Origin of the sequence: Stenotrophomonas sp. NY11291, assembly GCF_023277365.1 — a bacterium.
Taxonomy (GTDB): Bacteria; Pseudomonadota; Gammaproteobacteria; order Xanthomonadales; family Xanthomonadaceae; genus Stenotrophomonas; species Stenotrophomonas geniculata.
Map to the genome: position 1 here is coordinate 2021255 of NZ_CP096975.1, position 13865 is coordinate 2035119.

The 13865-nt window shown below is 55.2% G+C and carries 16 protein-coding genes; 8 read left to right on the top strand and 8 right to left on the bottom strand.

The features are described from left to right. From M1L61_RS09500 to M1L61_RS09510, 3 genes are all read right to left on the bottom strand, one after another. Positions 1-1107, bottom strand: a complete 1107-nt coding sequence (locus M1L61_RS09500) for a polysaccharide biosynthesis/export family protein (RefSeq protein WP_010484747.1) — start codon at positions 1105-1107, stop codon at positions 1-3. 88 nt (positions 1108-1195) lie between these two features. Continuing rightward, positions 1196-1504 carry a hypothetical protein gene (locus M1L61_RS09505; protein ID WP_010484749.1) on the bottom strand — a complete coding sequence of 103 codons (309 nt, stop codon included), beginning with the start codon at positions 1502-1504 and terminating at the stop codon, positions 1196-1198. 109 nt (positions 1505-1613) lie between these two features. Then, complete coding sequence (locus M1L61_RS09510; protein WP_010484750.1) at positions 1614-2204, bottom strand: phosphatase PAP2 family protein; 591 nt, start codon at positions 2202-2204, stop codon at positions 1614-1616. An 869-nt stretch (positions 2205-3073) separates the two neighbouring features. Here M1L61_RS09510 and M1L61_RS09515 point away from each other — a divergent pair. From M1L61_RS09515 to M1L61_RS09540, 6 genes are all read left to right on the top strand, one after another. Beyond that, positions 3074-4243: a DUF6161 domain-containing protein gene (locus M1L61_RS09515; protein ID WP_138927572.1), complete on the top strand. Its 1170-nt coding sequence runs from the start codon at positions 3074-3076 to the stop codon at positions 4241-4243. Between the two features lie 180 nt (positions 4244-4423). Beyond that, on the top strand, positions 4424-4804 hold the full coding sequence (locus tag M1L61_RS09520; protein WP_248854647.1) for an H-NS family nucleoid-associated regulatory protein: 381 nt from the start codon (positions 4424-4426) through the stop codon (positions 4802-4804). A 56-nt stretch (positions 4805-4860) separates the two neighbouring features. After that, positions 4861-5535, top strand: a complete 675-nt coding sequence (locus M1L61_RS09525; protein ID WP_180872409.1) for a hypothetical protein — start codon at positions 4861-4863, stop codon at positions 5533-5535. 120 nt (positions 5536-5655) lie between these two features. Next, entirely contained in the window at positions 5656-6381 is a 726-nt protein-coding gene (locus tag M1L61_RS09530) for a hypothetical protein (protein ID WP_161771355.1), read from the top strand. Between the two features lie 691 nt (positions 6382-7072). Then, entirely contained in the window at positions 7073-7264 is a 192-nt protein-coding gene (locus M1L61_RS09535) for a hypothetical protein (protein ID WP_138927569.1), read from the top strand. A gap of 77 nt (positions 7265-7341) precedes the next feature. Then, positions 7342-8547, top strand: coding sequence for a hypothetical protein (locus tag M1L61_RS09540; RefSeq protein WP_138927568.1), 1206 nt, complete (start codon positions 7342-7344; stop codon positions 8545-8547). A gap of 97 nt (positions 8548-8644) precedes the next feature. Here M1L61_RS09540 and M1L61_RS09545 read toward each other — a convergent pair whose 3' ends face one another. The 5 genes from M1L61_RS09545 to umuD form a co-directional block, all read right to left on the bottom strand. Beyond that, positions 8645-9388, bottom strand: coding sequence for an NYN domain-containing protein (locus M1L61_RS09545; RefSeq protein WP_217497379.1), 744 nt, complete (start codon positions 9386-9388; stop codon positions 8645-8647). A 59-nt stretch (positions 9389-9447) separates the two neighbouring features. Beyond that, positions 9448-10278: a hypothetical protein gene (locus tag M1L61_RS09550; RefSeq protein ID WP_161771351.1), complete on the bottom strand. Its 831-nt coding sequence runs from the start codon at positions 10276-10278 to the stop codon at positions 9448-9450. A 98-nt stretch (positions 10279-10376) separates the two neighbouring features. Then, a complete protein-coding gene (locus M1L61_RS09555; RefSeq protein ID WP_161771349.1) occupies positions 10377-11666 on the bottom strand; it encodes a Y-family DNA polymerase in 1290 nt (429 codons plus the stop codon). Continuing rightward, positions 11663-12433 carry a hypothetical protein gene (locus M1L61_RS09560; protein WP_161771347.1) on the bottom strand — a complete coding sequence of 257 codons (771 nt, stop codon included), beginning with the start codon at positions 12431-12433 and terminating at the stop codon, positions 11663-11665. The genes M1L61_RS09555 and M1L61_RS09560 overlap by 4 nt, the downstream gene beginning before the upstream one ends. Positions 12434-12436: 3 nt before the next feature. Next, entirely contained in the window at positions 12437-12892 is a 456-nt protein-coding gene (gene umuD, locus M1L61_RS09565) for a translesion error-prone DNA polymerase V autoproteolytic subunit (RefSeq protein WP_161771345.1), read from the bottom strand. 137 nt (positions 12893-13029) lie between these two features. Between umuD and M1L61_RS09570 the strand changes: the two genes are divergently transcribed. Both M1L61_RS09570 and M1L61_RS09575 read left to right on the top strand, forming a co-directional pair. Then, positions 13030-13254 (top strand): hypothetical protein, encoded by a 225-nt coding sequence (locus M1L61_RS09570; protein ID WP_161771343.1) that lies wholly within the window; start codon positions 13030-13032, stop codon positions 13252-13254. Between the two features lie 32 nt (positions 13255-13286). Further along, the gene (locus M1L61_RS09575) at positions 13287-13865 is read left to right on the top strand and encodes a hypothetical protein (RefSeq protein WP_161771341.1); all 579 of its coding nucleotides are present in this window, start codon (positions 13287-13289) and stop codon (positions 13863-13865) included.

A 13865-nucleotide genomic window follows, 5' to 3' on the forward strand; every position in this document is an offset into this window, starting at 1 on the left:
TTACTTGTCCAGGTCGCTGCGCGCGCTGGCGGCGTTGCTGATGATGGAGGTGAACGGCAGCAGCTGGTTCACGAACCGGCTCCAGCGGGTCACGCCAGCGGCGCCGACGAACACGACATCGCCGGGCTGCAGGTCGAACTGGCTGGCCACGGCAAATGCGGTCGGTGACTTGGCTTCCAGATGGAACACCTGCGACGGAGTGCTCTGCAGGTCGTTCGAGCCGCGGATCACGTAGACAGCGTTGCCATTCGACGTGGTCTGCAGCAGGCCGCGCGCACGTCCAAGGGCCTGGCTCAGGGAGATTTCGCCGGTCTTGAAGTTCATTGCACCCGGCTGATTGACCTCGCCAACCACGAATACTTCCTTGTGGTCGAGATAGGGCACGTAGATGTGATCGCCGGACTTGAGGAACACATTGGTGTCGCCGCCGCCGCTGCGACCCAGCCGATCGAGATCGATGGTGTAGGTGGTGCCATCACGTGTTAGGCGAATGCCGGAGAGGTCGGCCTGTGCCGGGTCAAGGCCTGCCTGGCTGATGGCATCGCCCATCGTCAGCGGCGTTACCGTCAGCGGAACGGTGGCGGCCTGGCGCGAGGCGCCGGTGACCCAGACGCGCTGGCTGGCATAGGTCAACATGGAGACGTCCACCTGCGGCGCTTCGATGTAGCGTGCCAGCTTGGTGGAGATCTCTTCGCGCAGTTCGCCGGGCGTCTTGCCCGTTGCGGTGATCTTGCCGATGTAGGGATAGAACAGCGTTCCGTCGGACTGCACGAGGCGGCCTGCGGCGTTCAGCTGCTGCTGCGGGCCCGCTGGCACGGTCAGTTCGGGGTGATCCCAGACGGTGATGTAGAGAATGTCGCCGGCACCGATGCGGTAGGGGCCTGGCTGATACTGGGTCAGGGCAGCGGGCAGCGCCGCGACGTCGCGGGTGGCGCGCTCCATGGCGATCAACTTGGGCGTGATCGGAATCAGTTCGATCTGGTCGTTGCCAATGGGCTGATCATCGCGAGCGAAGGTGCTCGAGCGAAGATGCTGGCCTGGCGCCCACATGCAGCCGGTCAGGGTGAGTGCCACCGTCATTGTGGCTACGAAACGCTTGCAGTCCATCGAAATCTGTTCCTGGCCCGATCGGGCATGAAAAAGCCCTCGCCGAACGTCGCCCGGCGAGGGCGGGGTTACTGCTTCGGCGGACCGATCAGTTGGTGCCGGTGGTGCCGGTGGTGCCGGTCGTACCGGTGGTGCCGGTCGGCGGGTTGGTGGTGCCGGTACCGCCGTTGTTGCCCGCGTCGTCCTTGCTGCTGTCCGCAGCAACGCTGTACAGCACGCCAGCAGCGGCAATGCCCAGGCCCACGGTAGCGACGGTGGTCAGGGTGCCGGTGGCGGCAGCGCCAGCAGCTTCAGCACCAGCAACTTCGGCGCTGGTTTCGGCGGCGACAGGAGCTTCCTGGGCGAACACCGGCGAGGACAGGCCCAGCAGGGCCAGGGCGGCAATCATCTTCTTCATCTACGGGGTCTCCTACTCCGTGAGGGAAATTTTTCCACCGCTATGTTGGCTGCTATTCATTTGCTCTGTCAAGGAACGTGAAGAAATTGTGCAGTCGCGTTGGCGGTTCTCAGAAATGCTGGAAGATCTCGGCCCTGCCAGAGATGAGCTTTGCCAGCGCGATGACGAGTTGGTGCGTGTGGACATCGGGCAAGGCGAGGGGCAGGACCATTCCCGCGAGTACGGCAGCAGCGGCTGCCACTGCGTTAGGACGAGACGAGGGGCCCGCGGTGTGCATTGCCCACGTGCTGCAGCCCAGTCCAAGCATCAGCCCGGCAATGACCTCCGAAAGGCTATGCGCATGCAACGGGATTCGTGACCAGGCAATGGCGGTGGCCAGCAGCACGCCGATGACCAGGCCGATTCTCCGGGGGAGCTTGCTGGTCCCCGCCAGCAGCGCGCCAACGACCGGATAGATGACGCTGGACATCGCGGCGTGCCCGGAGAAGCCGGTGAAGTGCACGCTCTTGATGCCAATCCCCCAGCCCATGAAGGCCAGCTTCGAAGCAAGCGTGACGCCGGCGGTGACGGCGATGGCCAGCAGCCATCGCCATTTCAGGCGTGCGTCTGCGCGGGGCAGGGTGATCAGCAGCACCAGGGCCATCGGCAGCAGCCAGCGGCTGTCGCCGAGGGCGGAGAGGGTTCGCCAGACGTCGGACATCCAGTTCACAACGGGTCGCGGCGGGCCAGCATATCGAGTCCGGGCGCTGTGCAGAACGCCCCGCGCTTGGTCCATTCAGCCAGACGCGGTATCCTTCCCTGCTGCCAATGGCCCCGTAGCTCAGCTGGATAGAGCGTCCCCCTCCTAAGGAAGAGGGCTTTCGTGACCATCCTGCAACCCATTGAATTGTAAGGGTGCGTTGAGTGGGGTTAACGCTCGAATGCATCAAAACACACCCAGAAACATCATCAGACACCCTTTTATCGCCACAGTTTTGCCACAGCATTAGGTCTCCCTGGGAGCACTTCAAGCTGGCATGCTTGAGCACACAAACAGGGGCGATGATTGGATGTCAGAGACGGCTCTTAGAAGGCTTGAACAGCTCTACCCACAGCGATACGCGCTGCTACCCGATGAGGTGGCGCATGTTCTCAAGGGCTCTAGGACCAGGGGCGTAGTTCAGACGGTCCGGGAAGGCATGAAGTCCGGTCGGTATCCCGGTGCTAGAAAGATCGACGGACACATGCAGCTTCCTCTCGAGGATCTAGCGGAGATCTTGGACCCAACGCCGAATCCTGGGCCTGTCGTGCCGGCTGCTACACCGAGGCCTTCGAGAAGACGCTCGTCAATTGGCCCTCGCCTGACCTTCGTTCGCCAAGGCGGATTTTGGGAAGAAGTCTTCCGGGCCATGGGCGAATCGGAGGAGGCGAATTCGCTGCATTTGGAGTGGGGTGCGGTGATAAGAGATCTCAGGTATGAGGAAGCTAAAGGAAAGGCTGAGCGAGTCAGGCTTGAATTGATCAAGGACAAGTGCGGACCCGCTAAAAGGTAGGTCAATAATTCATGGAAGTAATGCGATAGGGGGAGCGATGATCGAGATAAGTCTTTATGGCGAAAACAACGTCCTTCAGTTTGAGTCTAAGGCTGACTTGCAAGATTGGATTGACAAGGAAACGCAAGCTTGGGAGTCTCTTGAAATTGACGCGGGCGATAAAATTGCCATGCCGTATGTCACTGAGCATTCCAATTTTGTTGAATCACTAGCTCGTTTTATTGAGTCGTCTGACCTTAATGAAACGCTCACTGATTTATTTGCGCCCGTTAAAAAGGGGCTGATTTTTACGCACAGTTCTTTTAATTTCCCGGCGCTGAGAGCGATGTCCAGGCGGGGCGCGGGCTCTTTTGGGATGGCTTATGCTGCATTTCGCTCCGACTTCGCTAGACAATGGGCGCGGTCAGGCTTTGCTCCACCTCAACTGAATTGGCTCCGCAGCATAGTCTTACTTTCATCAAGTCGTTTCGATCCTGACATCGACCAAGTTGAAGAGGTTAGGCAGGCGAGCGAGAGGCTGAACAGGAAACAGGCTGAACTCATCGAGGGGCTCGAAGCTCGTATTCAAGAGCAGGCTCAGCTCATTGAAAAAATCACTAGCGACTTCGAGATCAGTGAACATCAGCGTGATGAGTCATGGGGAGAAGACCACGCCAGGATCAGAGGGGAGTGGGAGAAGGAATCCATCACTCGATCCGATGAATGGAGCGAACTGAAAAGAGTTTACGATACTGAGCTTGGCCTCAGGGCGCCTACAACTTATTGGAAAGAACGAGCGAAAACTCAGCTCAAAGCGGCAGCGAGTTATGGATTTGCGTTTGCCCTAGTCATGGGTCTTTTCGCTTGGTTGTTTGTCGTCGAAGGTGTTCCTTATCTTGCGGCGATCAATGAAAAGAAAAATGTCTTTGTTGCCCTCGCTCCATTGGTGATACCCGCTTTTGCAGCTGTCTGGATATTGCGCATCGTCGGGAGATTGCTTTCAGAGAGTTTGACGCTCATGCGTGATGCAAGTGAGCGCAGAACGTTGGTGATGACTTTTCTGGCGCTCATGAAAGATGATTCAACAGGAAAGTCGGTGATCAAGGATGAGGACCGAATCTTGATTTTGCATGCACTTTTCCGACCCTCTAGTGGCGCTGTGATTGATGATGCTCCGCCAGTTCACTGGTTCGATCTTCTTTCAAGTCGAGTGGGTAACAAAAAGTAGCAACGCGCCAAAGCCGGTGGACGTGTCGAGATGTCTTCGAAAATTTTCGCGATTGCGACATTGCGCGAATTACTCAGCTTTTCGTTGAGTTGATAAGCTGTCTGCTCAGTGGAGTTGCAGGCGAAATAAGATGCATATAAGATAACATTGCCGAGCGGGCAAATTACATGGGAAAAAGAGATGGCACTGAGCTACGCTGATATTCAGAAGAAAGAAAAAGAGCTTCGCGATGCATTGGCGAAGCTTGAACAGGACAAGGAGAAGTTGCTCGCTGCCGAGGCAACAAAGCACTTTGAAGACATCCACGGCAAGATGTCTGAGTTCTTCCAGCACTTCACTGCCGAACAAAAGGCTGAATTGAAGTCTTTCTTCCCGTCTGACAAGGTGCGCGGAGCCAAGAAGGGCGGTAAGCAGTCACAGGAAAAGGGCAGTGTGCAGCCCAAATATGAGCTGCCGACCGGCGAGAAGTGGAGCGGTCGTGGCCGCACCCCCATTGCCTTCCAGGAGTGGAAGAAAGCGAATCCGGATCACGAATATCCGGCATACCCGCACAAGTCATGATGTCTCATTGAACCTAGGAAAGCCGGCAGCAATGTCGGCTTTTTTATATGCCGAGAATGACAAACGAGAAGGCTGAGGAAGAAGGCTTCAAGAACGCCTTGGAGTCGATCTTTGCAGATCAGGATAAGCGCGATGAGTTATTAGAAAGCCAGGACTATGCATCAGTGCGCAAGAAGCTTCATGAGATGAGCGGTGATGCTCTATTCACGCTATCAATGACGTCGTTCTTCCTTGGAATCACCAGTAGTGCTTTGCGAGAAGCCCGGAAGAAGTATGACGATCCTTTCTTCCTGTCCAAAAGCCACACGGCTCGCAAAGATCAGATCTTGCGATGGTGGGCCACGGTCTTGAAGAAAAAGAGCGGGCTCGAAGAGGAAATCGAAGGCAGCGCTGGACTCGATCTTCGTCCCAGCCCAAACCTCTTTATCGTTTTCAAAGACAGGGAAACGGGTAGTCCCGTTGTTCTTTGCAACAGCCTGATCACTTCTGTCTCAGACGAGCTTCTTTCCGACACGCTCCGAACTGGTTGCCGTGTCGTTGCCCTTACGCCGGAGAAGGCAATTGAGAAGCCCTGGGCGTTGCATGAAGAAAAGGCCGCTTACATTGAGGCCTACCGCAAGCATCTTGAAGCCCAGCATCGCGTGGCTCTCTTGTGGCTTGATCGAGAGGAGGCGCAAAGCAAAGCGATTGCGGATCGGACAGAGCTTGGCACTTCAACGGTAAGAAGGTAGTTGCACCTACCCATGTCCTGCATTCGAAGCCTCTGGAAAGGGGCTTTTTTTGATCGTCAAACATTGACTTTATTGGGCTGAGCCTTTTGATAAGAACATACACTTATTCAAGGAGCTCCAATGTTCGGATGGTTAGCTAAGAAGAACGCAAAGATACGGGAATTCCCGAGTTCATACTATGACCAAAGTGGCACGATCAACGCCAATGATCATTTGATGACAATACTCATGCCAAAGTTCAACGCGTGGATCGCTCAATTTCCGGCCGAAGAAAAGCAGCGCGTTGCCGCATGTGAACGGTTGATAGCGGCTGGATCGCTCGAAGAGTTGAAGGTTGCACTAGAGGAGGGTGCTTTCGTTGATTGCTATACCGGCTATCATAAATATCCCACGCCTTTGACGAACGCTGCTTGTTCTGGAGATCTTGATCAGATCAAGCTGCTTTTGGACTATGGCGCTGACATCAATGACATGAGTGGAATTTATTTTGGCTTTGGCAGTCCCGTCGATACGGCGTATTCCCACAAACAATTTGGTGCAGTCGCTCTGCTGTTGAAAAGTGGGGCAAATTTTGAAGAGGCCGAGTTCTTCCACTTCAAGAGCGACAATGAGCTTCATGATTTGTTGGATCTTTACCTTCACAGTAGCCCCGCAGATGAAGATCGACCATGCCTGGAATTTTTAATTGAATTCTTGCTTGATAACGGGGCATGCTTGGTTGTGCGTTCTGACGAATCTTACACTGACTTTTATTCGCTTAAAGCGACAGTAGAGGAGCTTGGGACGCTCCCGCCTCCGCGTTTCGAGGAATTCTTGCATCGTGGACACGCCGCCGCTTCGCAGTGAATGCGTAACGCTTGCGGATAACGCTTGACACCTGTGGAAAATGCCTTCTGATGGGTGTGAGGGGCTTCTCTCCTTGTCCTCTCACCCGGGGTGTGCGTGTTTGCGCACGCACACCCTTATCTATCTCAGCTATTGATCGTCCATAGCCATTGCCAACTCTACATTTTCTGTTTTGCTGGTTCTAACTCAGCAAATCAGGATATCCAGTGCGGTATAAGCGTGATCAGAAATACCATGCCAGGGAGCGTCATCTATACGCTCTCAAATTTAGAAGTGGGGCAGTCTACATCGGTCAGACCGTTGACATGGCCCGGCGGCAAAAGGAACACGAGTCAATCGCTGGTGGTTGGCCAAGCGCTTTCGAGTTCCAGCACTTATCGACGATTCAAGGCACTCAGCTTGAAGCCGAAGATCATGAGAGAGCTTGGCGCTATGTCGCAGCCTCTCACGGGCATCGCATCTTCGCTAAGCCCCCAGGGATCGTCGTGGACTGCAGGCGTCAGCAGACGCCTAATAGTTTGAAGCTCTCGAAGACCATCCGCTGGCCCACTGCTAGAAGCCCATTCGGTCATAGAGTCCGAAAGGCCGTGCGTGAAGTGTTAAATAAACTAGGTCTTTGAAATTAAATTTGCGACACTTCGGAAAACCTAGCCCTATATAAGTCATGTAACACCAATCGAGAAAAAATTACATGAAAAACATAATTGAGCTAGGAAAACAGTATCGCCTGAAATTGCAAGACCAGAGCATCGCAACTTTGATTGTCCATGGCGCGAGGCCGGGGCTCGTTGAACTAACCTTCGACGGCATCTATCAAGAGCATCCGGACCTCGGATTCGTGATTTTGCTCAGTATTGAGGAGGTTGAGGCTGGAATCGACTAAAGGTTGAGCGCCGCACGGAGTTGCGGACCGATGAGCTCCTACTTCACGGGCAAAGGGCGGGGCGTTAAGCTCGCCCGATGCTAACCGTCCTTCACCCCGAGATTTACCACCAGGTCTTGAGCTTCCCCATTGGCATGATGGCAGCTCCTGATCCTGATGGCGGTAACCCTTTCTTGATCGTCAAAGCGACGAAGGAGGTCCTTCTAGCCGCGAAGCTTAGTGGCTTCTTCAAGGTGTATGTGTGCCCTGCGGACCTTGGCGGACGAGAGACGCTAGCTTTGGTCTTCGCGTTCTTCGACGACGAAGACGAACCACTTATCATTCGCACACCTCTGGTCGATGACGCCGAGAGTCGCCAGCTGTTGGCGGCGCTGACGAGTCCTTCCGTCAACGTCCATTTCTTCGATGAGCATGGACGAGAGTTCTTGGTCTACGAAGCCGAGATTGATGTCCCAGCCGTCGCCAAGAAGCGTCTGGATGGGTTGAAACTGCTTGGGTCGGACTTCGTCGAGGCTCAGAACATGCTGCATGGAGTCGGCGACTGGTTCGGCCTTCGAACCCCCCAGGACGATGAAGAGGCGCTGACAGTCAAGCTGGTCAACAACTCGTTTGGGGAGAGCCTCGCGATACAAGATGCTCGGTATCCGCTCCATCAACACCATGGGGCTAAGGGATACAGCATCTCCACGTTAGAGAGGGAGGAGCCTGGGAACTTTCAGGAAGAAGACATCATCAAGTGCTTGGCGATGTGCTTTCCCCAAAGCCAGATCTACCACGGACCGCTACGAACAACTGACAAGGAAGAGATTTGTGACGTTTTGGTGGTGGCAGATGATCGAGTGCTCATCATCCAAGCCAAGGACAGTCCGAACGTTGAGCGCATTGCAAAGCAGAAGCTTAGTCGGAAGCAAACCAATGCGATGACCGCTTTCAAGAAAGCTGTGGCACAGGTTCGGGGTGCACAAAGTTACATCAAAGCAGGGAACGGAACGCTTCGCTACATCCTCAACGGCGAAGAGAAGTCAATCGATATCAGTCAGAAGCAGCTCTTTGCGATCACGATCATCAAAGAAGTCTTCGAACGAGAGAGCGAAGAATACGCGAAGATCCTCAATGTGCTGATGGTGGAGCGCAGCATCCCTTGCTACGTGATCTCATATGGCATGTTCTATGAGCTCTGCTATCGAGTCCGTGACCCTGAAAAGTTCTTTCAGTTTTCAGAAGAAATAGTTGAAAGCATCAAGCGTCTGCAAGACCTGCCTGTGATCGACTTTCACGGCTAGTGGCCGCATCGTGTAGACCGACGACCCCACAGGCATCGTTGGCCTACGGAGCAGCTGGCATGCTGCTGCAAGTCGATCCCGTGCTCCTACCTCGTGACTATTCCGCGTCAGGCTCAGCAGCGAGACTCACCGTCCAATGCCCACCTTCCTCCAAGTGAGGGGTGAGCAGGTCATAGGTCTTCAACATGTCTACAAGCCCCGAATGTCCGTATGCACTGGGCGAAAAGGCAGAGTCGGCACGCTTCAAATACTGGCTCAGCGAGCTTACGCTGACCCGGCCATCGGGCGTGCCTGCGGCCAGGAGGGACACGGCTTCCACGACGAATCGTGGCCTACGCTTGATCTTGGCAGACGGGGTGGAAGCAGCGGCGTGCTTGGGCTGGGCAGGGGCCCGAGGTTTGGCTTCCGGGGTCTCGGCGTCCGGTGCTTCCGCAGTGGCTTGTTCAGGGCTCCATTCGAAGAACCGGTCGCACGAATTGCGCAGTGCATCTGGTGTCTTTGCTTCGCCCACAATGAAGACCGTAGCGCCGCGTTCTCTCAGTCTGCGGCTGAGATACGCAAAGTCCGAGTCACTGGTGACCAGGCAAAAGACCTCGGCACGCTTGTCGAACAGTGCTTCTTGAGCATCAAGAGCAAGCGCAATGTCAGCTGTATTCTTCTTTGACGCGTATTGGTATTGGAGGCAGGGAGTGAACGCCTGACGGACCAACGCTTGTTCCCAGGAATTGCTGAGCGTAGCTTTGTTGCCATAGCCCCGGCGAAGGATCACACGACCGGCTTGAGCGGCCATGAGAAGTGCAAAGTCGATGATTGCTGGGGCTACGTTATCGCAGTCGATCATGACTGCAACTGTCACTTCATGTGATGCTAGGGCCACTGTCATTCCTTGAAGTTGGTGGTTTAGACAACTGCTATGGGGACCGCAGACTCCCACTCTTTTGTCAGCTCAATGATTGCTTCTTGTGCTCTGAGAAGATCGTGGTGAGCCTTCTTCAAGTGGGGAATGATCTCCTTGAGTTTGATGGGATCCTGAGTCCCAATTCCCCATGAAAAGGAACCATCAGCATGCTTGGTCCACTCAGTGTGCTCCGTCAGCCCAATGACGAGCTGGCGAGGCGCGCCGTGCTGAAAGCTGTTCCGGAAGTGTCCGCTTGCCTCGTTGAGTTCCTGGGCCTCAAGGAGGGTCAGCTTCTCTGCCAATTCCGGCCACCCTTTCCAATTCTCAGCCACGGACTTTGCAACCTTCATGGTTACATGGGTGCTACCGTCCCAGCGGAGCGGCTGCCCGATGATGCTGTTGATCAGTGCGCCACACTCGACCGTGGCGTAGATCATTTGGCCTCGGATTGCTTGTGTCGCCGAAATGGCGAGATTGGCAAGCGGCTCAATGTGCTCAATCGCGAGGGAAAAAATCTGCTTGTAATCTAGGTCTTCTATTACGAGATCCCATGCTTCAAGGCTGCGTATCATCTGCCCGAAGCTATTGATCTGGTTTGCAATCTCTTTCATGGCTCTCGACAGGGCGTTATCGAGAACCATGGCTTTACCTGGGATGCTCTCAAAGCTACCAAAGGGCGGGTAATATGGTGCGTGCGGGAGCTGCGGAATGTGATGCCTGATGGCCAAGAACATTTTGTATCTGGCAACTTGAAAGCTGTCAGCCCCATGCAGCTGAGCCTCAATGTCATTCAGCACTAGGTTACGAATACGAAAGCGTTCCATGTCATCCATCGTGAGCACCTTGTGCAATTGCAGTGGGGCCTATCCGACCCGTTGCCGTCATCGGGAAGCTGTGATCGAAGCAGCAACCGACCCAGCTCAGGTTGATCTTATCTCACGCGAATGAGCTGCTTCCAATCCGTGGTGTAAGCCGGCGAGAGCATGTCCCTCTTGACTGACCAGGCGGGCTTCTCAAGGGTCTTTCCCCTTGGACGCCAAGCCGTGGAAGCAAAGCCCATAGAGCCTCGGCCGAACTTCTGGTTGGTCCGGTCCATCACCTCCATGATGGCCTTACTGCGCTGATCAATCCCGGCAAACAGATCCCCCTGCTGGACATCCGTATGGCTCAGATCAAGCAAGCTGACACCTGCTTTCTTGTAGCCGTAGCCCGGACGGAACATGGCCTTTGCCAGCCCCTGGGCGACCATCAAAATTTCCCTCGTGTCCGCAGATGGCATCAGCAGACGAAACGACTTTGATGGGTTGTATTGCGTCAAATTGTGCTTGAAAGGGTTCGTCTGGATGAAGACCCAGACACCGGCTGCTTGCAGCTGTCTTGAACGAAGCTTCTCGCACGCCCGTTGGGCAAAAGTGGCAATGGCTTGCATCAGCTCGGTCTGTGACGTGATGTCTTTGCCAAACGTGCGAGACACCATAATTTCTTTGCGTTGCGGCTCGTGTTCTTCGAGTTCTGCACACGAGATGCCTTGCAACTCCCGCTGCGTGCGTGCCAGCACAACACCATACCGAGAGCGCAGTGTGTCTACGTCAGCCGCAGCCAGATCACCTGCGGTCAGGATGCCGTCCGCACCCAATCTTGCAGTGAGCTTCCTCCCCACACCCCAAACATCTTCAACGGGATAAGTGAGCAGGGCAGGGTCGTCAGGCATCGTCGTAACGACACCTTCCACGGTGGACTTGGCCCTCTTGTTGCTGAGCTTCGCGAGCGTCTTCGTCGGACCAATGCCGACGCATGATGGGATGCCGGTCCACTTCAAAATTCGGGCGCGGGCTTCCGCTGCGAGGCGCTCATGGTCCCTAACAGGGATGCCAGTCAAATCAATGAAATTCTCATCGATGCTGTATTGCTCAATTGCAGGGAAGAGGCCTCTCAAGATCGACGCGATCCGGCCGCTGATGTCACCGTAGAGCGCGAAATTTGCAGAGCGAAAAGTGATCTGGCGGCGCACTTCTGGCGGAATTTGGTGGATTGGTGCACCCATCGGCACACCGAGCTTCTTGCTCAATGCGTCCCGGGCAATGACACAACCATCCCCGCTACTTGCAACGCACACAGGCTTTCCGCGAAGCTTCGGATCGAAGCTTGCTTCAACAGAGCAGTAGAAATTATTTCCATCTTGCAGGGCAATGGAGCTATTCGGCTGATGTTGAGCGCTCATTGGGGCGTGTCGCCGAAGAGTCGATCTACTTCCAGGCGATCCTGATCGGAGTAGATTTTTCCGTGATAGCGCTCAGCGAAGTCCATTGCTGTCCGCAGGAATTTATGATTGACGGCGTTGCACTCACCGATCCTGCTGTCTAGGAAGATGGCGAAGGCAAACCCAGCACGCACTGCAAGCTCACCCATCTCTTCCAACACCGCTCGGAGAGCCGTGATGTCGGGGAAAGGGCCGCACCTGCTGTCCATGCCTTTTGGGCGAAGCATTGCAAAGCCCTCTACGCTCGGATGCGCGGCGTAGTGTGAGAACTTCTTATAGATCTCTTCTCTGCGGCTCTTTCCCTTGCCTGCCGCTTTGTCCAGCTCCTTGCGCACCTTTGCCGGTCCAAACTCCCTGATCAACGTTGCCTGATCTGCAACCTTCCAGCGTTCAAGATGTTGCCTGTCGAGCTGGAAAAGCTCGACAAGCTCCGAGGTCTCGATAACATCTCGCATGACCATCACACCGGCTTGGTAGTAGCCCGAGAGGGAAAGTTTGATGGCAGATGCAAAGGCGTTGAACACCCGAATTCCTAGGTGACTAATCGCCAGCTCATCGCTGTTAGCAGTGAAGTGCTTTCGGAGCATGTCCAGCACGTCCATCGCTCGATGAGTGATTTCGAGATGGACCAGCAAGTCTGGAGTGTTCTCTATGGCCTGGATTGCAAGTCCTCGAAGACGCTCTTCTTCGCCGTGAAGCGTGATGAAGTTGGTCGCTATCGTCGTCATGGCTTAACGCCTCAATTGCTTTTTAAAAGACCAGGTCACCACACCCCAGACATCCAGTTCAATGTCTGGGGGCACCAGGATAGGAGGGTGGTCCGGGTGTCCCGAGTGGAGCGCCAAGCGATTCCGGCTCATCGCAAGCCGTTTCACCATAAAGCCTCCTTCCCAAAGGACCAGGACGATGTCCCCGTGCTTGGGTTCCAGGCTGCGGTCGATGACGAGGGTGTCGCCTTGATCGATCCCGAGCCCAATCATGCTGTCCCCCTCGGCCGTGGCAAAGAACGTAGCCACTGGATTGCTGATGCAGTGCTGGTTTAGGCAAAGCGTGTCCTCCGCCCCGAAGAAGTCCTCTGCTGGGCTTGGGAAGCCGCACGAGACGCGCATGCGCAGGACGGGTAGGGCATGGGTAGGTGCGTTGGGGCTGAAAGCGCCCAGGGGGCTTGGAGGGGCGATGGGGTGCATAGTGGGAGAGTCCGACAAAGCTGAATCACGGGCTGAGACTGACAGGCCTCAGCATGCTGCTACGGCGCTAGCTTAGAACTCAGTTAGTGAAATTACTAACAAATTTCATAAGTCATTGATGAAGAAGGACCAGCCCGATGACTGCGAACCTGAATACGCTGGAAGCTCAGCTCAACGCCCTTGAGACCGACCTTCCCGTGCTGATCCAGGTCCACTCCAGCTCGGGCGGCCTCTGGGCAGCATTCGTAGGCCTTGCAGACATCATTGAGGACAACGCGGGAGCTCACCAGGAGTTGGTCGCTCAACGCATCAGTGCCATGCTTACCAGGCACGGCATAGCCTGCGAAGATGAGCCGGACTAGGCGGTCTAGGGAAGAGGGGCGCACGGATGGACATGGAAGAATCGAAGACTGTGGTGGTCTATCGCCTGATCACTTCTAGGCTCGTAGATACACGGCAGTCATACGCGATTAGCAAAGCACTCAATCTTGCATTGGGAGAAGACAGCCCCAGGCGACTGACCGACCGGCTCAGCGGTTTGGAGGACGTTACGCTGCCCATTCTTTGGTCATGCCAGCTCGCTACGTTCGTGGGATTGGTGGCGGTGTTGGAAGACAGCAAGGGGAGTGCTTCGATCCCCGAGCTCGCTCGTTTGATCCGAGCAGATGGCACAGAAGTGCCGGCTGAGCTGGAAGCAGAAGCTGCGGTGATCTACGAGAAATATCGCGTCTTTCGCAACAAGCTCTTCTCTCATAATTCGACCCAGCGCGAGCAGCATCGAGAGCTCTTTGACGAAGCTAAGATCAGCTGGGAGCAGCTTGATGCCGACTTCGACGCGGTGACGCGGATCCTTTTTCAAATTGCGGACAAGAACCGAGAGCTCTCGCTCGATCTCGCGCCACTCATGGCGTTCAATGATGTCGAAGCAACTGAGACTTGCATAAAGAAAATCCTGTCAGAACTCGGAGCATAG